We start from the raw sequence: 25156 nt of genomic DNA on the forward strand, positions 1-25156 counted from the left end.
CCCCGCATGCGCATCCGCGACCGCCGCGCCGAGGACATCCCCGAGATCAACCTCGTGCCGCTGATCGACGTGATCCTGGTGCTGATCATCTTCTTCGTGGTCACTACCACCTTCGACACGCGATCGATGCTCAAGCTCGAGCTGCCGCGTGCCGATGCACGCGCGGCTGACAGCGAAGAGCCCGCGCTGACCGTGCTGGTCAACGCCGAGGGCCGCTATTTCATCGACGACCGCGAGGCCCTGCGCACCGACGTCGAAGCGATCAAGTCCACGATCCTCGAAGTGGCGGGTGAGGATCGCGAGCGCCCCGTGCTGCTGCGCGCCGATGCCCGCACCCCGCATCAGGCCGTGGTCACCGCGATGGACGCGCTCGGCCAGCTCGGCTTCCGCCGCATCTCGATCGCGACCGCGCCCGAAGCCAGCGCGCCGGTCGTGCAGGATCCGGCGCGATGAGTTCCAGCGTCGCGGAACAGCCGCCGCCCAGCCCCTGGCAGACCTACCGCCGCCTGCTCGGCCATGCCGGCCGCTACTGGCCGCTGCTGACCATCGCCATGGTCGGCATGGTGATCGAGGCCGCCGCCGGCGCCGGATTCGTGTGGCTGATGGAGCCGCTGACCAACGACGGCTTCGTCGATCCCAAGCCGGAGATGGCGGTGATCCTGCCGCTGGCGATCATCGGCCTGTTCCTGCTGCGCGGCGCCGCCACCTTCTGCACCGACTACGGCATCGCCCGCGCCGGCCGCAGCGTGGTGCGCGACCTGCGCGAACTGGTGCTCGGCAAGTACCTGCGCCTGCCCAGCAGCCGCTTCGATACCGAAGCCGTGCCGCAGATGGTCAGCCGCCTGAACTTCGACACCGAGCAGGTCACCCAGGCCAGCGCCGACGCGCTGAAGATGATCATCTCCGACGGCCTGACCATCGCCTTCCTGCTCGGCATGATGCTGTACACCAGCGTCAAGGTGACGATGGCGATGATCCTGATCGCGCCGCTGATCGGCGTCCTGGTCTGGTACGTGGGCGGCCGCTATCGGCGCATCAGCCGCGGCATCCAGAGCGGCATGGGCGATCTTGCACACAGCGCCGAGCAGTCGCTGGTCGCGCAGCAGGACGTCAAGGTGCACGGCGCGCAGGGCTTCGAGCAGACGCGCTACTCCGCGCTGGCCAACCGCGTGCTGCGCCTGAACATGAAGGTCGAGGCCACGCGCGCGATGTCCTCGGCGCTGGTGCAGGTGCTCGCGGCGCTGGCGCTGGCGGCGATCGTTTGGGTCGCCATCCACGAAGCGCTCGACGGCCGCCTGGATCCCGGCGAGTTCATGAAGTTGATGACCGCGATGATGGGCATCATCCCGTCGTTGCGCCGCATCACCAACGTGCAGAGCGTGATCGGCCGCGGCGTGGCCGCCGCCGAGCGCCTGTTCTCCATCCTCGACGATGTCGAGGAAGACGATCGCGGCCGCCACGCCGTCGAGCGCGTGCGCGGCGAACTCGTGTTCGACAACGTTGGCCTGCGCTACCAGCGCGGCGACGGCAGCGCGCTGGAGCAGGTCAGCTTCCGCGCCGCGCCCGGCACCGTCACCGCCATCGTCGGCCGCTCGGGCAGCGGCAAGACCAGCCTGGTGCGCCTGGTGCCGCGCTTCTACGAGCCCAGCTCCGGCAGCATCACCCTCGATGGCGTGCCGCTGGCCGACTACCCGCTGGCCGACCTGCGCCGCCAGGTCGCGCTCGTCGGCCAGCGCGTGGCGCTGTTCGACGACACCGTGGCCGCCAACATCGCCTACGGCGTCGACGCCCCGCGCGAATCCATCCGCGCCGCGGCGGAAGCCGCCAACGCCTGGGAGTTCATTGAACGCCTGCCGCAGGGCCTGGACACGCCGATCGGCGAGAACGGCTCGCTGCTCTCCGGAGGACAGCGCCAGCGCCTGGCGATCGCCCGCGCGATCCTGCGCGACGCGCCGATCCTGATCCTCGACGAAGCCACCGCCGCGCTCGACACCGAGTCCGAGCGCCTGGTGCAGGACGCGCTGCAGCGGCTGATGCCCGACCGCACCACGCTGGTGGTTGCGCACCGCCTGTCGACCATCGAACACGCCGACCAGGTGCTGGTGTTCGACCGCGGCCGGATGGTGGAGCAGGGCACCCACGCCGAGCTGCTGGCGCAGGGTGGCCTGTACGCACACCTGCACGCGATGCAGTTCCGCGAAGGCGGCGCGGCATGAGCCGGCGCCAGGCACCGCGCTGGTGGTACGAGCCCGGGGCGCGCGTGCCGCTGTGGGCGCGCGGGGTATCGCAGCTGTACGCGGCGCTGGTCGCGCTGCGCGTGCGCCTGTACGGCATCGGCCTGCTGCGCAGGCACAAGGTTGGCGTGCCAGTCGTGGTGGTCGGCAACCTGGTGGCCGGCGGCAGCGGCAAGACGCCGCTGACCATCGCCATCGTCGAGCGCCTGCGCGCCGAAGGCTGGACGCCCGGCGTCGCCAGTCGCGGCTATGGCCGCGCCGACGAATCCAGGGCGCTATGGGTCGAATCGACCACGCCCGCGAGCCAGGGCGGCGACGAACCCGTACTGATCGCGCGCCAGGCCGAAGCCCGGGTGCGCGTCGACCGCAACCGCGCCGCCGCCGCCCGCGCCTTGGCCGCCGCCGGCTGCGACATCGTGGTCTGCGACGACGGCCTGCAGCACTACGCACTGGCACGTGACATCGAGATCGAAGTCATCGACGGCCGCCGCCGCCACGGCAACGGCCTGCCGCAGCCCGCCGGGCCGATGCGCGAACCCGCCGAGCGCGGCGCGGGCTGCGATTTCCGCGTGCTCAACGCCGGCAGCGATCCGGACATCGCCGCGGGCTTCGGCGAATGGCCGATGTGGCTCGCGCCCGGCGACGCGGTGCCGCTGCTTGGCGGCCGCAATCGTCCGCTGTCCGCCTTCGCCGGCCAGCGCGTGCACGCGGTCGCGGGCATCGGCGATCCGGAACGTTTCTTCAGCATGCTGCGCGCGCTCGATATCGCGGTGGTGCCGCATGCCTTCGCCGACCACCACGCCTATGTCGCCGACGACCTGCGCTTCGGCAGCGACCTGCCGGTGCTGATGACCGCCAAGGACGCAGTGAAGTGCGCTGCGTTCGTGACCGAGCGGCATTACGCCGTGCCGGTGCGCGCGGAGCTGCCGGAGGCGTTCTGGGTGGCGTTCCTGGCGAAGCTGCCCCCGAAGCAGCTGTTGTAGGAGCAGCTATAGCTGCGATCGCAATCCCTGAGCGGAGCGATGGCTGGCGAGGTCTCAGCGGGCCGGATCGCAGCTATAGCTGCTCCCACAAAGGCTATGGCTGCTCCCACAAAGGCTGGAGCTGCTCCCACAAAAACAGGGGGATGGCACAATCCGGCGATGACCGCCCCCTTCGTCGTCGCCATCCCCGCCCGCTATGCCGCTTCGCGCCTGCCGGGCAAACCGCTGCGCCTCCTCGCCGGCGAACCGCTCGTGCTCCACGTCGCCCGCCGCGCGCTGGCCGCCGGCGCCGAGGCGGTCTGGGTGGCCGCCGATGATCCGCGCATCGCCGAGGCCCTGGCCGGCAGTGGTGTGCGCATCGCCATGACCTCGCCCGACCATGCATCGGGCAGTGACCGCCTGGCGGAATGCGCATCGATCGCCGGCTGGTCCGACGACACCGTGGTCGTGAACCTGCAGGGGGACGAACCCTTCGCCCCGGCGGCCGGCATCCGCGCCGTTGCCACCGCCCTGGTCGACTCCGGTGCCGACATGGCCACCCTCGCCACGCCGGTGGAGGACGCCGCCACCCTGGCCGATCCCAACGCCGTGAAGCTGGTCCGCGCCGCCAGCGGCGACGCCCTGTATTTCAGCCGCGCCCCGATTCCGTGGCCGCGCGATGCGTGGGTCACGCCGGCCGGCCGCGACGGACTGCCATCGGGCCAGCACTGGCTGCGCCACATCGGCATCTACGCCTACCGCGCCGGTTTCCTGAAGCGCTTCGCCGCGCTCCCGCCGACGCCGCTGGAGCGGACCGAATCGCTGGAGCAGCTGCGGGCGCTGGAACATGGGCACCGGATCGCGGTGGCCCTGTCACCGGAGCCGTTCCCGCCGGGCGTCGACACACCCGAAGACCTTGCCCGTGCCGAGCGCCGGCTGACCGACCAGCGCGGCGAATCCCCTATTCATTGAACGCGCCGGAGCCGGCGTCCGCGTCGACGCACGGCGCGGCCTGTCCGCGCGGCTGCCGGTTTCGCGGAGGTGCAGTAAGATCGCCGCTCATCACCAAACAATGCAGGGGAAGGGAATGGGGAAGGGACTGATTCTGTTGGCGGCATTGCTTTTCGCCGGCCCGGCCTTGGCCAGCAAGGGTGCGTCGATCGACATTGCCGGCAAGGCCAGCTTCGCCGAACAGCGTGAACAGGTGATGGCCGATCTCGCCGATGGTGAGACCTACGCCGAACTCGCGCCGGAGGACCGCGAGAAAGTCGTCACCGGCCTGGGCCGCATGCAGAGGCTGCTGGGTACGCATGCCTCGGCGAGCGAGCTGCACCCCAACGACCGCGCCACGCTGATGAACGAGCAGGAGCAGGTGAACAACATCCTCACCCAGGCCAGCAAGGACAGTCGCCTGGTCTGCAACCGCGAGACGCCGGTCGGCACCCGCATGCCCACCACGGTGTGCCGCACGGTCGCCGAACGCCGCCGCCTGCAGGACGACTCGCGCCGCAACCTGGAAGCTGCGGGCCGTTCCAGGGCCAAGCTCGGCTTCTGAGCGGATGGAGGCCGTGCCCGCGCCCGAATTCCCGCCAGGCATCGACTGGCTGAACATCACCGAGCCGCTGCGCATGTCGCAGCTGCTTGGCCGTGTCACGGCACTGGCCTTCGTGAGCTCGGGTTCGGCCTGGTGCACCCAGACCCTGGTCGACCTCGGCCACCTGCGCAACCGTCACCCCGACCGCCTCAACGTGGTCGCGGTGAACGTGCCTCGCTTCGACCATGAGCGCGAGCCGCGGCGCGTGGTCAAGCGCTTCGCCCGCAACAGGTTCGAGTTCCCGATCGGCCACGATGCGGACTGGGTGCTGTGGCAGCACTACGGCATCGAAGCCTGGCCGACCGTGGTCCTGATCGACGCCACCGGCAAGGTGCGCGACCGCTTCGTCGGCGACGGCCAGCTGCGCGACATCGACGCCGCGGTCAGCCGCCTGCAGGCCGAAGCCACCCCGCGCTCCCTCAACGTCGAGCGCGTCGAGCTCCGCCGCGGCGGCGAGCCCATCCTGCCGCTGCGCTTCCCGATCGGCCTGGCGCTGTCGGGCAACTATCTCTATGTCGCCGACAGCGGCCACCACCGGGTGCTCGAGTGCGACCTGAGCGGCCGCGTGCTGCGCCAGTTCGGCAGCGGCGGCGCGGGCTTCATCGATGGCCCGATGGAGCTTGCCGCGTTCAACCGCCCGCAGGGGCTGTGCATCGAGCGCGACACGCTCTACATCGCCGACACCGGCAACCACGCGGTGCGCCGCATCCAGCTGCGCGGCGGCGACATCGAAACCGTGATCGGCGCCGGCCGTCCCGGCACGCCAACCGAAGGCCCGGTGGGCGACCCGCGGATGGTCGCGCTCGACCAGCCGCGCGCGGTCTCGCTGGCCGCCGGCAACCTGTACATCGCCACCGCCGGCGACAACCGCGTCTGGCACTTCGACCTCGGCGCGCCGGCGCTGTCGCTGGTGGCCGGGTCGGGCGAGCTGGCGGTGGTCGACGGCGTCCGCGGCAAGGCGGCCTTCGCTGAACCTTCCTCGCTGGCTTCGGTGCAGCAGGTGGTCTATGTCTGCGATTCCGCCGGCTCCGCGATCCGCTCGGCCAACGCGCGCAGCGGCCAGGTCACCACCGTCATCGGCCAGGATGCCTGGAGCCACGGCAATGCCGACGGCGCCCGCGGCGACGCCCGCCTGCAGCAGCCGCAGGCCATCGCGCTCGATCCCGGCGCACCGGTGCTGTGGATCGCCGACAGCGGCAACGACTGCCTGCGCTCGCTGCGCCTGGGCGGCGGCGAACTGACCACCATCGAACTGCCGCAGCGCCTGCACGCACCCTGCGGCATGGCCGTGGCCGGTGGCGCGGTGTGGATCGCCGACACCGACGCCCATGCCGTGCTCCGCTACGACATCGGGAACGGCAGCCTGAAGCACGTTCCCATCGGCGAATGAGCACGGCCGGCGATGCAGCGGGCCAACCCGCCGCGTCCATCGCGCCCGCCTTCGACGGCAAGGATTTCGTCCGCGGCCTGAGCACCGCACCCGGCGTGTACCGCATGTATGCCGCCGACGACAGCGTGCTCTACGTCGGCAAGGCCGGCGCGCTGAAGAAGCGCGTCGCCAGCTACTTCAGCGCCAGCCCCAAGAGCGCCCGCATCGCATCGATGCTGGGCCAGGTCGCGCGCATGGAGGTCACGGTCACCCGCACCGAGGCCGAGGCGCTGCTGCTGGAAAACCAGCTGATCAAGTCGCTCAAGCCGCGCTACAACGTGCTGCTGCGCGATGACAAGAGCTACCCGCACCTGCTCATGACGCGCGAAGACTGGCCGCGCATCGCGCTGCACCGCGGCCCGCAGTCGGTGCCCGGGCGCTACTACGGCCCGTACTCCAGCGTCGTCGCCGTGCGCGAAACGCTCAACCTGCTGCACAAGCTGTTCAAACTGCGCAGCTGCGAAGACAGTGTCTTCAAGAACCGCAGCCGGCCTTGCCTGCAGTACCAGATCGGCCGCTGCAGCGCGCCCTGCGTGGGCCTGGTGGAGGCCGACGACTACGCCGCCGCCGTGCGCCGCGTGCGCCTGTTCCTGGAAGGCCACAGCGACGAACTGCTCGACGAACTCGGCAACGCGATGGAAGCCGCCAGCGTGCGCCTGGACTTCGAGGAGGCCGCCCGCCTGCGCGACATCCTCGCCAGCCTGCGTGGCATGCAGGCCCGCCAGTACGTCGATGGCCGCGCCGCCGACCTCGACGTGCTCGCCATCGCCATGCAGGGCGTCCACGCCTGCGTGCTGCTGCTGGCCTTCCGCGACGGCCGCAACTTCGGCACCCGCGCTTTCTTCCCGAAGACCAACGGTGCCGATGATCCGGCCGAAGTGCTGGCCGCCTTCGTCGCCCAGTACTACACCGGCCAGCAACCCCCACGCGAGATCGTGCTCGACCGCGTGATCGAAGACGTCCCGCTGCTGGAGGAAGCCTTCGCGCTGACCGCCGGCCACAAGGTCGTCATCAAGACCAGCGTCCGCAGCGAGCGCGCCGGCTACGTGGACCTCGCGCGCCGCAACGCCGAGAATTCGCTGGCCACCATGCTCGGCAGCCAGGCCGCGCAGGCCGCGCGCGTCGAATCCCTGCGCGAGCTGCTGGGCCTGGCCGAACCCGCGAAGCGCATCGAGTGCTTCGACATCAGCCACACCATGGGAGAAGCCACCGTCGCGTCCCAGGTGGTGTTCGATGTCGAAGGCCCGGTGCGCGGCCAGTACCGCCGCTACAACATCACCGGCATCGAGCCCGGCGACGACTATGCCGCCATGCACCAGGCGCTGATGCGCCGCTTCAAGCGCGCCGCCGGCAACGACGACGCCGTGCTCCCCGACCTGCTGCTGATCGATGGCGGGGCAGGGCAGGTGGCCCAGGCACACGCCGTGCTCGACGAGCTCGGCATCCCCGGCATCGTCGTGGTGGGTGTCGCCAAGGGCGAGGCGCGCAAGGCCGGCGACGAAACCCTGCTGCTGCCGGGCGTTGACGGACAGCCCGGCCGCGAACTCAAGCCCGGCGCCGCGTCTCCCGGCCTGCAGCTGGTGCAGCAGGTGCGCGACGAAGCCCACCGCTTCGCCATCACCGGCCATCGCGGCCGCAGGCAGAAGGTGCGCAGCACCAGCCGGCTGGAAGACATCCCCGGCATCGGCCCGCGCCGCCGCGCCGCGCTGCTCAAGCATTTCGGGGGCCTGGGCGGCCTGCGCGCGGCCGGCGTCGAGGAAATCGCGCGCGTCGAAGGCGTCAGCGACGCGCTCGCCGAACGGATTTACGCCACACTGCACGGCCTCGACGCCCCCGCGCCGGGTGCAACGCGACTCCAGAAGGACCCATGAAGCTCACCCTTCCCACATGGCTCACGCTGCTGCGCATGCTGCTGATCCCCATCATGGTGGCGACGTTCTACATGCCCTGGCAGTGGAGCAACTTCGTCACCGCGGGCGTGTTCGGCCTGGCCGCCCTGACCGACTGGCTGGACGGCTGGATCGCCCGCCGCTTCCAGATGTCCTCGGCCTTCGGCGCCTTCCTCGATCCCGTGGCCGACAAGCTGATGGTCGCCACCGCCCTGTTCCTGATCGTGCAGGGGCATCCCACGCCGTGGATGGCGTTCTGGGCCGCGGTGATCGTGGGCCGCGAGATCGCCGTGTCCGCGCTGCGCGAGTGGATGGCCGAGCTCGGCCAGCGCGCCACCGTCAAGGTCGCCGCCATCGGCAAGTTCAAGACCGTGGTGCAGATGGTCGCGCTGCTGTGCCTGCTGTACGCCGTGACCCCCGACAAGAACCCGCCGCGGCCCGAGCCCTGGCTGGGCGGCCCGATCTTCCACATCGGCGACTGGATGCTGGCCGTTGCCGCGCTGCTGACCCTGTGGTCCGCGTTCCTGTACCTGCGCGCCGCCTGGCCGGCCCTGCGGGAAGGCGAACGCGGGTGACACAAGGTGTTGACACTTTCCCTTTAAGCCCTAAAATAGCCGGCTCAACGCGGGAATAGCTCAGTTGGTAGAGCACGACCTTGCCAAGGTCGGGGTCGCGAGTTCGAGTCTCGTTTCCCGCTCCAGATTTTGACAAGGCCCCGGAAACGGGGTCTTGTTGTATCAGCCCATCGGCCTGATGGCAGAGTGGTCATGCAGCGGACTGCAAATCCGCGTACGCCGGTTCGATTCCGACTCAGGCCTCCAGCACAGACCCCGGTCCCACCTGCCATGGCAGGCATGCGGCCGGGGTTTTTGTTTCTGTGGGAGCAGCGATCGCTGCTCACGCAACGGCGAGGTTGGGAACTGTAAAATCTCGGGCTGCCCGGAACCCACCCAGGGAATCACGGCTTTGTATGACCTCCACTGCCACCTGCTTCCCGCCATCGACGACGGCGCCACCGACCTGGCGATGTCGCTGCAGATGGCGCGCATGGCCGTGGCCGATGGCATCACGCTGACCGCCTGCACGCCGCATATCTATCCTGGCCTGTACGAAAACACCGGCCCCGCCATCCGCGAGGCCATCGCCCGCCTGCAGGGCGAGCTCGATCGCGAGGGCATCGCGCTGAAGCTGGTGGAAGGCGCCGACGTGCACCTCGACCAGAACCTGGTCGCCGGCATCCGCAGCGGCCGCATCCCGACCATCGCCGGCTCGCGCTACCTCCTGTTCGAACCGCCGCACCACGTCGCCCCGCCGCGGTTGGAAGAGACGCTGTTCGAACTGCTCGCCTCAGGTTATGTGCCGGTGATCACACATCCGGAACGTCTCACCTGGGTGGAGCAGCACTACGACACGTTCGTCCGCGTGGCCCACCGCGGCGCCTGGATCCAGGTCACCGCCGGCGCGCTCACCGGCCGCCACGGCCGCCGTGCGAAGCACTGGGGCGAGCGTTTCGTGGGCGAAGGGCACTGCCACATCCTTGCCACGGACGCCCATCATCCTGAGCGCCGGCCCCCGTTCCTGGCGGAAGCGCGCGAGGCCGCGACCGCCCTGGTGGGCGCCGACGAGGCCAATCACATGGTGAATACGCGCCCTGCAGGCATCGTGGCGGACGCAGCACCCGGTACACTGCCGCCCCTGAAGGCGCCGGAGCCCACGTCCCGTCGCCGTGGCCTGTTGGCGCGGTTCCTGCGCACTGCCTGAGCGCCGTCACGATTTTCCGAGGTACCCCCATGAAAAAAGCCAGCCGATTCCTGATCGCGGCCGTGTTTGCTTTGCTGCTGGGCGCGTGTGCGTCGCCCAACCGCGCCGCCCATCGCGCGCACATGGGCGTGACCTTGCCGCCGCCCGACACCACCTCCGCCTCGGGCGCCTATGAGGGTGCGACCGATTACCGCGTCGGGGCCCAGGACCTGCTCGAGATCAGCGTCTTCGGCGTGACCGAACTCAACCACCAGGCACGCGTGAATTCCAACGGCATGATCAACGTGCCCCTGGTGGGCGGCGTCATGGCCGGTGGCCGCACCGTGCCGGAGCTGGAGAAGGAACTGGCGGCGAAATACGCCGACGGCTACCTGCAGAACCCGCAGGTCAGCATCTTCGTCAAGGAATACACCAGCCAGCGGGTGACGCTGGAGGGCGCGGTCAAGAAGCCGGGCATCTATCCGCTCACCGGCAAGACCACGCTGCTGCAGGCGGTGGCGATGGCCGAAGGCCTGGACGAATTCGCCGACCTCGAGGGCGTGGTGCTGTTCCGGCACGTCAACGGCGAGCGCATGGCCGCCGCCTTCGACCTGGCCGCGGTGCGTCGCGGCGACATGGACGATCCGCAGGTGTATGGCGACGACATCATCGTGATCGAACGTTCCGGCAGCAAGTCGGCCTTCCGCGAGTTCCTGCGGACGGTGCCGGCGCTGGGCCTGTTCTTCGCGCTTTGAACGGAATGACGACGGGGTACCGAACGGATGCATGACGACCAGCTGCCGGTGGCACGAGGCGGAGATGCCGGCGATGACAGGCTGCCTGCACGGCGCGACCAGGCGCTGCAGCCGGCCGGCCAGCGCGCGCTTGCGCTGGAAATGTTCGACGACAAGCGCAGTGGCGACGAGGACGAGATCGACCTGCTCGCCTACTGGCGCATCCTGGTCAAGCGCAAGTGGCTGGTGCTGGGCGTGCTCGGCACGGTGGTCGCGCTGGCGCTGATCGCCACGCTGATGATGCCGCCGGTGTACCGCGCCACCGCCGTGCTGCAGATCGACCGCGAGTCGGTGCAGATCCTGCAGGCGGAAGGCATGGGCAATGCCGAAGCCGCCGCGCCCGACTTCCTCACCACCCAGTACGAGCTGCTGAAAAGCCGCGCCCTGGCCGAGCGCGTCGCCAACGAACTCAATATCGACGGCACCACCGTCGAACGCCTCGACTCCACAGGATGGTGGCAGCGGGCCACCGGCGCCCTGCGGCCGCAGGTGCAGGACACGGCGGACGCGGCGATGGACGGGAGCGAAGGCGAAGTCGGCGATGAGCTCGTCGCGCTGGGCCAGGCGGTCGGCATCGTGCGCAACGGCCTGACCGTCGAGCCGATCCGCAACTCGCGCCTGGTGCGCGTGCACTTCGATTCCACGCTGCCGGCGTTCTCGGCGCGGGTGGTCAACGCCGTGGCCGACGGTTTCATCGCCCACGCCATCGAGCGCAAGTTCGATGCGTCGTCCTACGCCAGCAAGTACATCGAAGAGCAGCTCGCGCTGGCCAAGGGCCGGCTGGAAGAATCCGAGCGTTCGCTGGTGGCCTTCGCCACGAAGGAAAACATCGTCACCAGCGGCGAGGGCAGCCAGAGCCTGGAAAGCCAGAACCTCGGCGCGCTCAACGCTGCGCTGGCCTCGGCCCAGAACGACCGCATCACCGCGCAGGCGGCATGGAGCCAGGTGTCGGGCGGCGGCGCGCTGCCGGCGGGTGCGATCGGCAACTCCATCCTCAACACCCTGCAGCAGCAGCGCGCCACGCTCAATGCGCAGTACCAGCAGCAGCTCAAGACCTTCAAGCCCGACTACCCGAGCATGCAGGCGCTGAAGGGCCAGATCGACGAAGTCGACCGCCAGATCGGCCAGGAGCGCGCCTCTGTACGCGCGTCCATCAAGGCCGAATACGACGCCGCGCAGACCCGCGAGAACATGCTCGTGGCCCAGATCGACGGCCTGCGCACCCGGACGCTCGATGTCGACAGCCGCTCGATCGACTACAACATCCTGCGTCGCGAGGTCGATACCAACCGCCAGCTCTACGACAGCCTGCTGCAGCGCTACAAGGAAGTCGGCGTGGCTGCCGGTGCGGGCGTGGGCACCAACAACATCTCCATCGTCGACCGCGCCATCGCGCCGACCGGGCGCTTCAAGCCAAACCTGCCGCTCAACCTCGCCATCGGCCTGATGCTGGGCCTGATGCTGGGCGTGCTGATCGCCTTCGTGCTCGAGTTCCTGGACGACACCCTGAAGGGCCCGGAAGACATCGAGCAGCATCTGCGGCTGGCGGTGCTCGGCATCATCCCGCACCTGAAGAAGCAGAGCGTCGCCGCCGCCATGGCGGATCCGCGCTCGGCCTTTGCCGAGGCCTACCGCTCGGTGCGCACCGCACTGCAGTTCTCCACCGACCAAGGCGTGCCCAAGGTCCTGCTGGTCACCAGCCCCAGCGCATCGGAAGGCAAATCCACCACCGCGCACACGCTGGCGCGCAACTTCGCCCAGCTGGGCAAGCGCGTGCTGCTGATCGAAGCCGACCTGCGCAATCCGTCGCTGCACCGCGTGCTGGGCGTGCGATCCGACACCGGCCTGTCCAGCCTGCTGGCTGGCGCCGCCAGCGCCAACCAGGTGATCATGGACACCGACGACGAGCGCCTGAAGGTGGTACTGGCCGGCCCGCTGCCGCCCAATCCCGCCGAGCTGCTCTCGGGCAGCAGGCTGCTGTCGATGCTGACCGTGGCCGCCGAGAAGTACGACCAGGTGATCATCGACGGCCCACCGGTGCTCGGTATCGCCGATGCGCCGATCCTCTCGAACGTCGCCGGCGGCACCTTGTTGGTCATCCAGGCCGGCAACACGCGCATCAAGACCGCCCAGGCCGCGATCAAGCGCCTGGCCGCCGCGCGCGCGCGGGTGATCGGCGCGCTCATGACCCACTACGATGCAAAGGTGGCCGGCTATGGCTACGACTACGCTTCGTACTACTCCTACGGGACCCAGCCGAAGCTGGCCGGGAAGTAGCGCGATGGGGTGGGGGGCCCGCGGAGGAATGAGGGGAGAGGGCGGCGAAGCACTCGATGTCGCACTGGGCCTGCTGCGCGCGCCCGCGTTGCGGACGGCCCTGCGCGAACGCCCGCTGCCGCCCGGCGTAGGTGAAGTGCTCGCGATTGCGTCCGGTTCCGCCGGAGGCGCCCACAGCGCCGCCGGGCGCACCGGCTACCACGAAGCCGAACTGGTCGAGGCCGCCCGCTTCTACGTGCAGCAGATCCTGCTGACCGAGGACGCCGACGCCTACCGCATGCTCGGCACCGACCGCAGCGCCGACCACGGCACCCTGCGCGACCACCACCGCCTGCTGCTGCGCTGGCTGCATCCCGACCGGAGCCCGGGTGCCCAGTGGGATTCCGCCCTCAGCAGCCGCGTCAACCAGGCCTGGAACCAGCTCCGCACCGACGCCGCGCGCGCCCAGTACGACCAGAGCCTTCCCCCCATTCCTGCCCCCGCTCCTGCCCTAGTGGGAGCAGCTACAGCTGCGATCCCCACACCCCGAGCAAAGCGCGCAGCCCACAATGCAGCGCACATCGCAGCCATCGCTGCTCCCTCAGGCAGCGGCGCCGCGCTGGCCGAGCCCACGCCCCCCTGGCGCGCACACGCCGCACCCGCCTTCGTGGCCGTCCTCGGAATCTTCTGCCTCGTCCTCGCCTGGCTGGCCATCACCCGCCAGGACAGCCTCGAAGACCCCGCCATGGCGCCCCGCGCACAGGCTGCACCGACGCCGGCCCCCACGGCCCACGCCGCGCCCGCTGCGCCGACCCCTGTGGGAGCAGCTATAGCTGCGATTCCAACCCCGCCGATTGCACCGGACAGGCCTGTGGAAATGACGGCGATGGAAATGTTGGGAGAGGTCGCAGCTGTAGCTGCTCCTACAAGAGCAGTGGGGCCGAGGGAGTCGGTGCTGGTTGAAGAGATAGGAATCGCAGCCATGGCTGCTCCTGCAAGGGCAGTGGTGCCGGCTGAAGCGGTTCTGTTTGAAGAGAGAGAAATCGCAGCTATAGCTGCTCCCACAAGAGCTGCTCCCACAAGAGTTGCTCCTACAAAGGCAGAGGCGGCCCCGGAAGATCCGATGCAGCTGTTCCTCGAAGCCGAGGACACCATCCGCGGCATCACCGACTACCTGCTCACCACCAGCAGCACCGAGCCCGCCTGGATCGACATGCCCACCCGCCTGGAAGCCGCCGGGCTTCGCAGCCGGCTGCATACGCGCCACGAGGGCAGGGCACCCAGGCGCATGGAGCTCGACGCTCCCAACTGGACGCTCGACAGCGGCGCCGCCTCGATGTCCGCCGCCTACCGCCTCGATGCCCGCCGCGGCACCGTGGAAACCGGCGTGCTGCGCATCGACCTCACCCGTCGCGACCGCCAGTGGCGCGTTGTCGACCTGCACCTGGAGTCGGCACGATGAGCCCCGCCCGCTGGTTTGCCTTCGCGGCCCTGGTCGCTGCATTGATCGCCACCGGCGTGGCCCTGCTCACCACGCGCGGCGAACAGCAGCAGCTTCAAGACGATCTCGTCTCCGCCGACGCCGCGCTTCAACAAGGCGATACCGCGCGCGCCGCCACCATCGCCCGCGACGTACTCGCGCGCGAACCGGCCCTTGGCCGCGCCTTCGGCCTGATCGCCCGCGCCGAGGACGGGCAGGGCGGAGACGCCGCCACCCGCGCCCGCTACGAAACCGCCGCCCGCCGCGCCCCGCGCGATCCCAACGTCCGCGGCTGGCTGGCCACCGACGCCCTGCAGTCGGGCGATTTCCCCGCGGCCGCCGACCATCTCGATGCACTCCTGACCGTCGCGCCCGCGCAGCGCAGCGAATTGCTCAAGCTCATCGCCCAGCTGACACAGGATCCGGCCTTCGCCGATGCGCTCGCCACGCATCTCGTGCAGCGCCCCCGTTGGCGCGGCCCGATCCTCCGCGCCGCCACCGCCAGCGGACTGCCCCAGGCCGCCGACAACCTGCACGGCGCGCTCCGTGCGCAGGGCGGCCTGGACCCGGATGAAACCGCGCGCTGGATCGACGGCATGCTCCGCGGCGGACGCTGGGGCAGCGCATACGCACGCTGGGTCAGCGGGCTCGACCAGACGCCGGACCGCCTGCCTGTCCCGTGGAACGGCGATTTCCGACGCCCACCGTCATCGTCCGGATTCGACTGGCGCGTGCGCCGCACGCCCGGCGTGCTGTTCGACCGCATCGAAACCGGCAACGGCCGTCATGCCGCGCGCCTGCGCTTCCTCGGGCGTTCCGTGGCCCAGCCCGGCTTCGAGGTTCCGCTGCTGCTGGCGCCGGGCGAGCACGTGCTTCGCCTGCGCGCCCGCACCTCCGGCCTGCGCTCCGACCAGGGCCTGGAATGGCGCCTGGTCTGCAGCGACGGCCGCACCCGCATCGCCAGCGGCGCCCGCGTGCGCGAGGCGCGCGACTGGGTGGATCTGGAGCTGCCGTTCACCGTTCCAGCGGCGCCGGGCTGCGAAGGCCAATGGCTCCGGCTGGCAAATCCGGCGCCCCGCGGCGTGGCGCAGATCCTCCGCGGAGAGCTTCACATCGCGGACGTCCGCATCGAAAGGTGATTTGGCACGGTTTATGCGTTATAGTTGACGGCTGTGCCGGACTGGCACTGCATCCACATCACCCAGGGAAGGAACCGCCTTGCGTACGTTGTCCCGTTTCATCGTTTCAAGCGCCCTGGCGCTCGCCGCGTTCGTGGTCCAGGCGCAAGACACCACCCCGATAGTCGAAGTGGAGCCTGCAGCTGATCCGGGCATCGCGCTCGGCATCGACAGCGGCTCCGTGCTGGTCAGCACCGGTGGCGAGTTCACCCAGGCCGCTCCCGGCCAGGTCCTGGCCGCAGGCGACCGCGTGCTGGTGTCGGAAGGCAGCTCGGCCACGCTCAGCTACAGCGGCGGCTGCCAGAAGGCGCTGGCCACGGCCGGGGTGTACACCGTTGAAGCCGACTGCAGCCTTCCCGGCACCCGCTCCGGTGGCCCCAGCGCTGGCGTGATCGCGGGCCTGGTGGGCGGCGTGGCGGTGATCGCGGCCGCGGCGGGCGGTGGTGGTGGGGGCGGCGGTGGTGGGACGAGCCCTCCGGTTCCACCGATCAGCCCGTAAGCTGAATAGCAGGGCTTCACAAAGCCGTCGCATGCTGCTGATAAAACAGACAAATCCGGCCGAGTACCTGTTGCACCCGAGCACCCTCCTGCGTAGTCTCTATTGCGGTGCAACATTTGCCGGACTTACCCGATATCACTGGAAGGATTCCATGAACAAGCCCCGCACCCTGATCGCCGCTGCCCTGGCCACCGTGCTGTTCGCAGCCCCCGCGTTCGCCCAGCAGGGCGGCGCCACGCTTCGCGTCGACATCGGCAGCGCCATGGTCAGCAATGGCGGCGAGTTCGTGACCGCAACCTCGGGCAGCCAGCTCGCCCCCGGCAGCCGCGTCATGCTGACCGAAGGCAGCCAGGCCACCCTGGTCTATCCCAACGGCTGCACCCAGCCGCTGACCGCCGCCGGCGTGCATGGCGTGCCGGCCACCTGCGTCGCCGCTGCTTCGGCCTCCGCGGGTGGCACCGCCACCGGCGTGGACATGGGTGGTGCGGCCATCATCAGCGGCATTGCCGTGGCCGGCGCCGCCGCGCTCAACGCCATGGACGAGACCCCCTACGTGGAGCCGCCGCCGGTCAGCCGCTGATCGCGCCCAAGGCGTAAACTCGGAATCAACGGCGGGACGGGGTAACCCGTCCCGCTTTCGTTTGCAGGGGCAGGACACAGCATGCGCGGCGCAGACGCCGGGGCACACCCACATCACAGCACGCTCGATCTCCAGGCCCGCATGGGCCTGGCGGCCGCATGCGTGCTGGTCGCGCTGTGCGTGATGACCGGGGGCAGCTCGCAGGAGTCCGGAGGCGGCGACTTCGCCGCCCAGTTGCTGGCCCTGCCGCTGCTGGCCTGGGCTGGCTGGCGCCTGCTGCGGCAGCCGGGCAGTCCTGTCCATGGTGCCTGGCTGGCATTTGCCGTGGCCCTGGTCGCCATCCCGCTGCTGCAGGCCGTGCTGCCGGCCTCCGTGGCCGGCGGAGCGGGCGGGGCGGCCCTGGCTGGAGACCTCGCGCAGTTCGGCGCCCAGGCGCCCGCACACTGGTCGCTGGCGCCCGCCGCCACGCGCGCGGCGCTGTTCCACCTGCTGCCTGCACTCGCGGTTTTCGCGATGGTCCTGTCGCTGCCGCACGCCGCCCAGCGCCGCGTGGTGCAACTGGTGGTGGTGCTGGCCATGGCCAGCCTGCTGCTTGGCATCGCCCAGCTCGGCGCGCCGCCGGAAAGCGCGCTCAATCCCTACCCGCAGTGGAAGCCGGCAATGAACGGCTTCTTCGCCAACCCCAACCACCAGGCCACCCTGCTGGTGGTCGCGGCCACGCTGGCCTGTTCGCGCCTGGCGATGGCCATCGGTGCCTGGCCGCAGGACCGCCCGCATCGCGTGGTGCACGCCGTCGTGGCCGCGTTGGTGATGCTGCTGGCGGCCGTGGCCTTGCCGCTGACCGGCTCGCGCGCGGGCGTGATCCTGATCATCCTGGCCAGCGCCCTGGTCGTGGCCGCGCACTGGCCGGCCTGGCGCGGCGGGACCCGCAGCCGCATGGCCCTGGCCGCCACGCTCGGCGTGGCCGCGCTGGCCCTGTTCCTCGCACTGCGCTGGATGCAGGTGGACGCCGTCGACGAGCTGCGCGCCCCGCTGCGTGCCGTCACCGGCGACATCGCCGCACGCTTCGCCCCCATGGGCGCCGGCGTGGGCAGCTACGTGCCGGTGTTCGAGCAGGAAGCCCCGCGCGACCTGCTGATGGGGAACTACGTCAACCACGCCCACAACGAGTACTCGCAGTGGTGGCTCGAGGCCGGCGTGCCTGCGATCCTGGCCATGCTGCTGGGCGCCGCGGCATTGGCACTGACCTTGCATGGGCTGCTCAAGCAGTCCGCGCACGCGCGTGGCCTGGGCATGACCGCGCTGGTGGCACTGGGCGCGGTGCTGGCGCACTCGGTGGTGGACTATCCGCTACGCACCCCTGCGCTGCTGGCGGTGGCTGCGGCACTGGCCGCCATCGCCGCGTCGCAGGCCGCAACCGGTGGTAACCGACGTTCGATAGCGAAGCCTTCCGACACGCCGGAAGCATCGCTGACCTTGCATGGGGACAATAATCAATGAACCAGTTTCCTTCGCCGCAGGACACCCGCATCGCCGTGGTGGGCCTGGGCTACGTGGGCCTGCCGTTGGCCGTGGAGTTCGGCAAGCAGTACGCCACCGTGGGCTTCGACATCAACGCCGCGCGCGTTGAAGAGCTGCGCGCCGGCCGCGACAGCACGCTCGAGGTCGAGCCAGATCTCCTGGCCAGCGCCACGCAGCTGGGCTTTACCAGCGATCCCGAAGGCATCCGCGACTGCAACGTGTACGTGGTCACCGTGCCCACGCCCATCGACAGCGCCCGCCGCCCGGATCTCACCCCGTTGCGCAAGGCCAGCGAATCGCTGGGCAGGGTGCTGAAGGCCGGCGACACCGTGGTGTACGAATCCACCGTGTACCCCGGCTGCACCGAGGAAGTGTGCGTGCCGATCCTGGAGCGCGAGAGCGGGCTGAAGTTCAACGTCGATTTCTTCTGCGGCTACAGCCCCGAGCGCATCAATCCCGGCGACAAGCAGCACCGCGTCACCACCATCATGAAGGTGACTTCCGGCTCCACGCCGGCCGCCGCGGATTTCGTGGACGCGCTGTACGCCAGCATCATCACCGCCGGCACCCACAAGGCGAGCAGCATCAAGGTGGCCGAGGCCGCCAAGGTGATCGAGAACACCCAGCGCGACCTCAACATCGCGCTCGTCAACGACCTGGCGATCCTGTTCAACAAGCTGGGCATCGACACGCTGGAAGTGCTGGAAGCCGCCGGCACCAAGTGGAATTTCCTGCCGTTCCGTCCCGGTCTGGTGGGCGGGCACTGCATCAGCGTGGATCCGTACTACCTGACCCACAAGGCGCAGGAAGTGGGGCACCACCCGGACGTGATCCTGGCCGGGCGGCGCACCAACGATGGCATGGGTGCGTACGTGGCGGGCGAAGTGATTCGCCTGATGGTGCGCAATGGTATCAACCCGGTGCGCGCGCGCATCCTGATCCTGGGCCTGGCGTTCAAAGAGAACTGTCCGGACCTGCGGAACACGCGGGTGGTGGACATCATCGGGGCGCTGCAGGGTTACAACGCGCGCGTGGATGTGTGCGATCCGTGGGTAGATGCGGGCGAGGCGAAGCATGAGTACGGGCTGACGCTGTGCAAGCCGGGCGAGGGCGAGTACGACGCGATCGTGGTGGCGGTGGGGCACGAGGAGTTCCGGAAGCTGGGTGCGGCAGGGATACGCACGCATGGCAAGCCGGGGGCGGTGCTCTATGACGTGAAGTATGTGTTGCCGCGGGAAGCGGTGGATGGGCGGCTGTGACAGACAACGTGTTGATCGACATCATCGCGGGCGCGCGTCCGAACTTCATGAAGATCGCGCCGATCATCAAGGCCTTGGAGCACCGAAAGGCCCAAGGCGGTGCGCTCAGCTACCGTCTGGTCCACACCGGTCAGCACTACGACGCGCGCATGTCGGGCGACTTTTTTGAGCAGCTCGGTATTCCAGAGCCGCATGTGAATCTTGAGGTTGGTTCCGGTACCCAGGCCGAGCAAACTGCTGCGATCATGGTGCGCTATGAGGCTTTGCTGCAGCAGGAGCGCAGTCGGTTGTGCCTTGTAGTGGGCGATGTGACGTCAACCATGGCCTGCTCGATTTCCGCACAAAAGCTGCATGTGTCGGTGGCTCACGTGGAGGCCGGCATCCGCTCGGGTGACTGGACGATGCCGGAGGAAATCAATCGCATGGTGACCGACGCGATCACGAATTGGTTCTTCACAACAAGCGAGATCGCCAACACGAACCTGCGTAACGCAGGCGTTGGGGAGGATCGGATCTTCTTCGTCGGCAACACCATGATCGATACGTTGCTGGGCAATATGGGCAGGCTGCGCCCGCCTGCGTTCGTCGATGAGTTGGGGCTGGAGGAGGGCAGCTATTTCGTGGTCACGCTCCATCGTCCGTCCAACGTGGATGCTTCGGGGCCATTTGCGGCGGTGCTCGTTGCCATAGCCCAGGCCACGCGTGGATTGCCGGTGGTATTCCCGGTGCATCCGCGTACGGCCAAGACGCTGCGGGAGTTGCCGGACTTTCCTGACTCCATCCGCTTGGTGGATCCTCAGCCCTACCTTGAGTTCAATTGGCTGGTGAAGCACGCCAAGGCTGTGATTACCGATTCTGGTGGCATCACCGAGGAAACGACGGTGATGGGCGTGCCCTGCATGACCCTGCGCGACTCGACGGAGCGCCCCGAGACGATCAATGTCGGCACCAACGAGCTGCTGGGCACCAATCCGGCGGCGCTGCGGCCGGCGCTTGACAGGCTGTTCGCTGGGAACTGGAAGGCGGGTGGAGTTCCTGAAAAATGGGATGGGAAGACCGCCGAGCGAATCGTGACGCACCTTGAAGCTTTGCTGGTCCACGGCGGGAACGGGGTACTTCCGAGCTGATGGTGTGATGGCACTCAGGCGCAAGTTCGAGAGCATCCAGGGGATGGCTCGGATTGGGTTCGTCCGATCCGTAGGTCAGCTGGCTGGCGGTACGGCGCTGGCCCAAGCCGTCATGGTCCTGGCCCTGCCAGTCCTTACCAGGCTCTACTCGCCGGATGACTTCGCGATATTCGCAACTTATGCCGCGACACTTTCGATCCTGACGGCTGGTGCGTGCCTGCGCTTTGAGGTCGCAACCCCATTGCCTGAAAACGACAGGGCGGGAGCAAGCTTGCTTGCGTTGGCACTTGCTTCTTCTGCGCTTCTCTCCGTTGTGCTCGCTGCGGTGGTTCTGCTCTTTCCGGGCCACGTTGCCGGACTTTTCAGCGTGCCAGGGTTCGAGCCCTACCTGTGGATGATTCCACTAGGTGTGTGGGTGGCAAGCTCGTACATGGCCATGCAGTACTGGTCTACGCGAAAGAAGAAGTTTCCCAAGATCGCTCGCACCCGTGCTGCACAAGCGATTGGTGGTGTGGGAACTCAAATGGGCCTTGGCTGGGTTGGGGTTGGCCCGTTTGGACTGCTGCTTGGACATATGGTGAGCGGTGGCGCTGGCATAGTTAGTCTTGCAAGAGATGCCTGGCGCAGTGATCGAGCTGCAATGCGTTCGGTTAGTCCGGCTTCCATGGCGCAAGCCATGCGCGACTACTCAAAGTTCCCGAAGTACTCCGCGCCCGAGGCCATCTTCAATATGGCGGGCAGCCAGCTGCCGATCATCTTGATCGCAGCGCTGGCCGTGGGCCCCGAAGCTGGGTTTCTGATGCTTGCTGTTCGAGTCATGGGCGCACCGCTCATGCTGATCGGATCCTCTGTTGCCCAAGTCTACCTATCGCGCGCAGCGGATGAGTTCCGACGAGATACGCTTCCGGCCTTTACAGAAAAGATTGTGAGCGGTCTGATCAAGACCGGAGTCGGACCGATCATCTTCGTCGGAATCATTGCGCCACTCGTGTTTCCCGTTGTCTTCGGCGACCAATGGCGTCGGGCAGGGGAGCTGGTAACGTGGATGATGCCATGGGCCGTACTGCAGTTCCTTTCATCACCTGTGTCCATGGTGATGCAGGTCCGCATGCAACAGCGAAGGATGTTCCTTTTAACTGTTTGTGGTCTCGTATTCAGGGTAGGAACGATTGTTGCTGTATCGATGCTGAGCCCTACCCATGTAGTTGAGGCATATGCGATAGCTGCCGCAACGTACTACTTGATTCTCAATCTCGTGCTCTATCGTGCTTCAGGTTGTGGCCTTCGGATGTTGGCGGGGACAGTCTGGGGATCGTTAGTGGTTCCAGTTGCGTGGTCGGTACTGGGTGTGGCCGTCTGGGCAATCAGCGAATGGATATGACCATGCATAAAGAAGTCATTGGAAAATCACGTTTCAGTGCGACCATGCGAATCTTACGTCGGTTGATAAGGCCCGATTCGAACGTCGTTGAAATTGGCTCGAACGATGCCAGCTTCAGAGACAGCTTTATCGTCGCAAAATGGACCACGGTCGACAAGTTTGGCGTACCTGACGTTCAGGTTGATATTAATGTTCCTGAGGTTCGCCTGCCGTTTGCTGATGGAGCCTGTGATGTCGTCATCTGCACAGAGGTCCTTGAGCATCTGACGCTAGGTACTCCATTCACCCGCGAGATGGCTAGAGTCCTGAAGCCTGGCGGCACCGCGGTAATCAGTGTGCCCAACATCGCGTCGCTGAAATCCCGGTTGAAGGTCGTGTTCGGCGGGTTACCAAATATGGCAGCGTCTGGAGACTGCGGTCACCCGCTCGGCGGAACGGGCATGCTATCGGAGAGTGGGCATTGGGTAGGCGGTCATGTGGTCGACTTCAATCTCGCACGCCTGAAAGGTTACTTAGAACGGTCCGGTTTTACTTCTTTCCGATGGCACAAAGTGCCGGTCAGTCTGCCAATCTCTAGCCGATCTATAGCCATTCCAAGCTGGCTGCTTTTGCCTACATTTCCGGACTTTCTCTTGGTAGAGGCTGGATCGACTCGGGTTCCCCTGGCGAGCAATCTAGGTGGGGGCGCAAATGAGGCCCTCCGACGGGGAGCAAGCCGGCAAAAAGAAGCAGATTGACGACTGATTAAGGTTCGCTAGGTATGAACGAATGATTATTCAGCGCCTGACGATAGCTTTAGGATTTCTCTACTTCCTGTTTGCGGGCGTAACGTGGGTGGCCGGTGAAGCGGGTGAGGGGGCAGGGGGGCGAGTTACGATCGCGGACTTTACAGCGCTTGGCTTGTTTGGCCTTTGGTTCCTGGCTTGCGTAGGGGAGCGACGTTTTGCGCTGAAGGTGCCGGCTGAGTATCGCGCGTATGTGCCCCTGCTGATGGTCTACTCGATTGGAGTGTCGTTCTCAATCTATCCGGGAAGGGGTGCACTTGAACTACTGATCCACGTGTTCATCTTTGTAGTGTCAGTGGTTCTTTATAACTTATATCGACGCCTTCCCTCAGAAGAAGCTATTCCAGTTGTTTTGGCTTCTATCCTTTGGTCGGGCGGGCTTCTTGCGTTTGTGGGCTTGGTGGATTTTCTGGTTTGGCCGAATCTCATTCCTGGCATCGGTGACGGTCTTGTTGGGACGTTCAGAAACACAGGCCAGGCGGGGGCGTTCTTCGGAGTTTATATCGCGATTCTTCTCCCTGGTTTTCTTAGTGGCCTTATAAAAGCCGGTCGACTAAATGCCGCTCTCTTTGCGAGCATGGCATTCGCTCTTCTTTTCACCTCAAAACGTGCGGCTGTTGCAGGACTTCTGATTGGGCTGGCGCTTCTCAGCTTGCGAATGCTCACGTCATCGAGTAAGCGAGATAAGCGCTATGGCTTGGTGATGGTGGCGTGCGTTGTTCTGCTGTTCCCCGTTGGCTACTTGGCGTTTCTCTGGGGACTGGAAAATATTCCAGGGATGGCTTGGCGCTTTGATAAGAAGTTCAATGAGGGTGCTCTGGAGGATTTTCAGCAAGGATTTCTCGCGGAGAACATTCGGGCAACTTTGGACGCCATGGAGATGAGCCCACTTGTTGGTGTTGGACTGGGGAATATTATTGGTGTTGTGACTCAAAAGTATGAGATTCATAGTACGTATATGGCGATTCTGGGGACTAGTGGGCTCTTGGGTTTCGGCGCATACGCGACGTTCATGCTGAATTATCTTTTGCGGCTTGCGCGGGCCGCCGGGCAAGGCGCGTATGGCGCGTACCTGAAGTACTTCATGCCCATGCTGATCGGGCTCATGTTCTCATGGGCGTATACGTACCACCTAAGGAAGCGCGAGTTCTGGATTCTGTTCTTTGTGACATCCCTCGTTGTCTATTTTTCGAAGCATGCTCGGTCTCATGCTGAGGGTATGTTGGTCGGTCGCAGGTAAGGTGAACATTCGATGCTTCATTTGGTTTCTTACAGCTACTTTCCTGATAATGTTCCGGCCGCACATCGGCCTTATCAGCTCGCGAGCTATCTGGATCGAAGGGGGGTCCCGGTTACCGTGCATTCGCGATATGGGCGGCACGCCCCGCGGAAGGTGATGTCAAATGGCAGTGGATTGGGGGCGGCTGTTGACAGGGGTAGTCGTCTCAAACGCGGTGCCTTTACGTTGATAGGCATATTGCTGGGGTGGTTTCTTCAGGTTGACAAGGCGTTGCCTTGGGCGTTGAGGGCTTTCCCAGGAATCCTTCTTTTGCTGCTTAATGAGCGGGTTAGGACGGGGCGGCGACCGACAGTTTGGGCCACGTGTCCTCTTGCCTCAAATATTTACCTAGCCGGCGTCGTGGCGTCGCTGGTCGGTGCCGATCTTCATTTAGATCTGAGAGATGCGATTGACGGAATCAACTCGAAACGCGCCCCTTGGCTAACTCGTTTTGTTATTAAAAGGGCGAGGAGTTTAACGGTTGTTACGGGTACGCTCGCACGATATGCCAGTGAATCGGGTTTTTGTCCCCCGGCGATGATTGTTTTTAATGGGGTCTCTCAGGAGTCGTTGACCTACTCGGAGCCCGGTGTTGGGCCGAACTCTGACTGGGTGGAGGTTTGCTATACGGGCGCGATGTATGGAGGCGACCGACCTTACGTAACGGCTATCAGTATTCTTTCGGTTCTCGCTCGGCGGATGCCTCGAGAAGTTCGTGGGATCCGCCTGACGATTGCGGGTCGGGAAGATCTGTCGTCACTTCCTGGACAATATAGTCACGAGCGTTTCGAGATCATTATCGTTGGTGAAGTGACCAAGCAGGACGCCTTGGTGATGACGGGTGCGAGCGAGATAAATTTGATACTAGTCGGCAGTGGGGGAGTGCATCGGTGTGCGATTCCGCTGAAGGCATTCGATCTTCTTGGGGCTGGACGGCCTATTCTGTACTTTGGGCCGAAAGATGCGGATGCAGCGCTTTTTCTTGAACAATTCGCGTCGGATCTGTTCTTTTTTGTCGATAGCGAGAAGCCTATTGAGGCCGACCTGGATTCGCTGCGGTGTTGGCTTCTCAATGTTCGCCGCAACCAGTCGTCACCGAGAGGCGAGCCAAGCTCGGAGTCCCAAAGTGCACGAATTGCTCAACTCCTCGGGGTGCCGTAGTGAGCGAC

22 protein-coding genes and 2 tRNA genes are annotated in these 25156 nt (G+C 66.6%); all 24 read left to right on the forward strand.

Annotated features, from left to right (window positions below; all coding sequences use genetic code 11):
* The first annotated feature begins 6 nt into the window (after positions 1 to 6).
* Positions 7 to 453 carry an ExbD/TolR family protein gene (locus ACW5F0_RS01430; protein ID WP_456964257.1) on the forward strand — a complete coding sequence of 149 codons (447 nt, stop codon included), beginning with the start codon at positions 7 to 9 and terminating at the stop codon, positions 451 to 453.
* Positions 450 to 2216 carry a lipid A export permease/ATP-binding protein MsbA gene (msbA, locus tag ACW5F0_RS01435; RefSeq protein WP_456998867.1) on the forward strand — a complete coding sequence of 589 codons (1767 nt, stop codon included), beginning with the start codon at positions 450 to 452 and terminating at the stop codon, positions 2214 to 2216. The genes ACW5F0_RS01430 and msbA overlap by 4 nt, the downstream gene beginning before the upstream one ends.
* A complete protein-coding gene (gene lpxK, locus ACW5F0_RS01440; protein WP_456998868.1) occupies positions 2213 to 3217 on the forward strand; it encodes a tetraacyldisaccharide 4'-kinase in 1005 nt (334 codons plus the stop codon). The genes msbA and lpxK overlap by 4 nt, the downstream gene beginning before the upstream one ends.
* A 159-nt stretch (positions 3218 to 3376) precedes the next feature.
* Positions 3377 to 4168, forward strand: coding sequence for a 3-deoxy-manno-octulosonate cytidylyltransferase (kdsB, locus tag ACW5F0_RS01445; protein ID WP_456998869.1), 792 nt, complete (start codon positions 3377 to 3379; stop codon positions 4166 to 4168).
* Positions 4169 to 4304: 136 nt separating this feature from the next.
* The gene (locus tag ACW5F0_RS01450; protein WP_456998870.1) at positions 4305 to 4751 is read left to right on the forward strand and encodes a hypothetical protein; all 447 of its coding nucleotides are present in this window, start codon (positions 4305 to 4307) and stop codon (positions 4749 to 4751) included.
* Positions 4752 to 4755: 4 nt separating this feature from the next.
* Positions 4756 to 6180 (forward strand): redoxin family protein, encoded by a 1425-nt coding sequence (locus ACW5F0_RS01455; RefSeq protein ID WP_456998871.1) that lies wholly within the window; start codon positions 4756 to 4758, stop codon positions 6178 to 6180.
* A complete protein-coding gene (gene uvrC / locus ACW5F0_RS01460) occupies positions 6177 to 8090 on the forward strand; it encodes an excinuclease ABC subunit UvrC (RefSeq protein ID WP_456998872.1) in 1914 nt (637 codons plus the stop codon). Before ACW5F0_RS01455 ends, uvrC begins: the two co-directional genes overlap by 4 nt.
* Positions 8087 to 8683 (forward strand): CDP-diacylglycerol--glycerol-3-phosphate 3-phosphatidyltransferase, encoded by a 597-nt coding sequence (gene pgsA / locus ACW5F0_RS01465; protein WP_456964264.1) that lies wholly within the window; start codon positions 8087 to 8089, stop codon positions 8681 to 8683. The genes uvrC and pgsA overlap by 4 nt, the downstream gene beginning before the upstream one ends.
* 49 nt (positions 8684 to 8732) lie before the next feature.
* Positions 8733 to 8808 (forward strand) — tRNA-Gly (locus tag ACW5F0_RS01470).
* A 47-nt stretch (positions 8809 to 8855) separates the two neighbouring features.
* Positions 8856 to 8929: transfer RNA gene (locus tag ACW5F0_RS01475), tRNA-Cys, on the forward strand.
* 145 nt (positions 8930 to 9074) lie between these two features.
* A complete protein-coding gene (locus tag ACW5F0_RS01480; protein ID WP_456964265.1) occupies positions 9075 to 9869 on the forward strand; it encodes a tyrosine-protein phosphatase in 795 nt (264 codons plus the stop codon).
* A 29-nt stretch (positions 9870 to 9898) separates the two neighbouring features.
* Complete coding sequence (locus ACW5F0_RS01485) at positions 9899 to 10603, forward strand: polysaccharide biosynthesis/export family protein (RefSeq protein WP_456964266.1); 705 nt, start codon at positions 9899 to 9901, stop codon at positions 10601 to 10603.
* Positions 10604 to 10630: 27 nt separating this feature from the next.
* Complete coding sequence (locus ACW5F0_RS01490) at positions 10631 to 12919, forward strand: GumC family protein (RefSeq protein ID WP_456964267.1); 2289 nt, start codon at positions 10631 to 10633, stop codon at positions 12917 to 12919.
* 28 nt (positions 12920 to 12947) lie between these two features.
* Complete coding sequence (locus ACW5F0_RS01495; protein WP_456998873.1) at positions 12948 to 14360, forward strand: J domain-containing protein; 1413 nt, start codon at positions 12948 to 12950, stop codon at positions 14358 to 14360.
* Positions 14357 to 15517, forward strand: coding sequence for a tetratricopeptide repeat protein (locus ACW5F0_RS01500; RefSeq protein WP_456998874.1), 1161 nt, complete (start codon positions 14357 to 14359; stop codon positions 15515 to 15517). The genes ACW5F0_RS01495 and ACW5F0_RS01500 overlap by 4 nt, the downstream gene beginning before the upstream one ends.
* A 79-nt stretch (positions 15518 to 15596) precedes the next feature.
* Positions 15597 to 16055: a hypothetical protein gene (locus ACW5F0_RS01505; protein WP_456998875.1), complete on the forward strand. Its 459-nt coding sequence runs from the start codon at positions 15597 to 15599 to the stop codon at positions 16053 to 16055.
* A gap of 151 nt (positions 16056 to 16206) precedes the next feature.
* A complete protein-coding gene (locus ACW5F0_RS01510) occupies positions 16207 to 16635 on the forward strand; it encodes a hypothetical protein (protein ID WP_456964271.1) in 429 nt (142 codons plus the stop codon).
* 81 nt (positions 16636 to 16716) lie between these two features.
* Positions 16717 to 18135 carry an O-antigen ligase family protein gene (locus tag ACW5F0_RS01515; protein WP_456998876.1) on the forward strand — a complete coding sequence of 473 codons (1419 nt, stop codon included), beginning with the start codon at positions 16717 to 16719 and terminating at the stop codon, positions 18133 to 18135.
* Positions 18132 to 19415 carry a Vi polysaccharide biosynthesis UDP-N-acetylglucosamine C-6 dehydrogenase TviB gene (gene tviB, locus ACW5F0_RS01520; RefSeq protein ID WP_456998877.1) on the forward strand — a complete coding sequence of 428 codons (1284 nt, stop codon included), beginning with the start codon at positions 18132 to 18134 and terminating at the stop codon, positions 19413 to 19415. The genes ACW5F0_RS01515 and tviB overlap by 4 nt, the downstream gene beginning before the upstream one ends.
* Before the next feature lie 11 nt (positions 19416 to 19426).
* Positions 19427 to 20542 (forward strand): non-hydrolyzing UDP-N-acetylglucosamine 2-epimerase, encoded by a 1116-nt coding sequence (gene wecB / locus ACW5F0_RS01525; protein WP_456998878.1) that lies wholly within the window; start codon positions 19427 to 19429, stop codon positions 20540 to 20542.
* A gap of 7 nt (positions 20543 to 20549) precedes the next feature.
* Positions 20550 to 21923, forward strand: coding sequence for a lipopolysaccharide biosynthesis protein (locus tag ACW5F0_RS01530; protein ID WP_456998879.1), 1374 nt, complete (start codon positions 20550 to 20552; stop codon positions 21921 to 21923).
* Entirely contained in the window at positions 21914 to 22660 is a 747-nt protein-coding gene (locus ACW5F0_RS01535) for a methyltransferase domain-containing protein (protein WP_456998880.1), read from the forward strand. The genes ACW5F0_RS01530 and ACW5F0_RS01535 overlap by 10 nt, the downstream gene beginning before the upstream one ends.
* Positions 22661 to 22691: 31 nt before the next feature.
* On the forward strand, positions 22692 to 23948 hold the full coding sequence (locus ACW5F0_RS01540; protein WP_456998881.1) for an O-antigen ligase family protein: 1257 nt from the start codon (positions 22692 to 22694) through the stop codon (positions 23946 to 23948).
* 399 nt (positions 23949 to 24347) lie between these two features.
* The gene (locus tag ACW5F0_RS01545) at positions 24348 to 25148 is read left to right on the forward strand and encodes a hypothetical protein (protein ID WP_456998883.1); all 801 of its coding nucleotides are present in this window, start codon (positions 24348 to 24350) and stop codon (positions 25146 to 25148) included.
* Positions 25149 to 25156 lie beyond the last annotated feature (8 nt).

It is taken from the genome of Luteimonas sp. A534 (genome assembly GCF_054072805.1).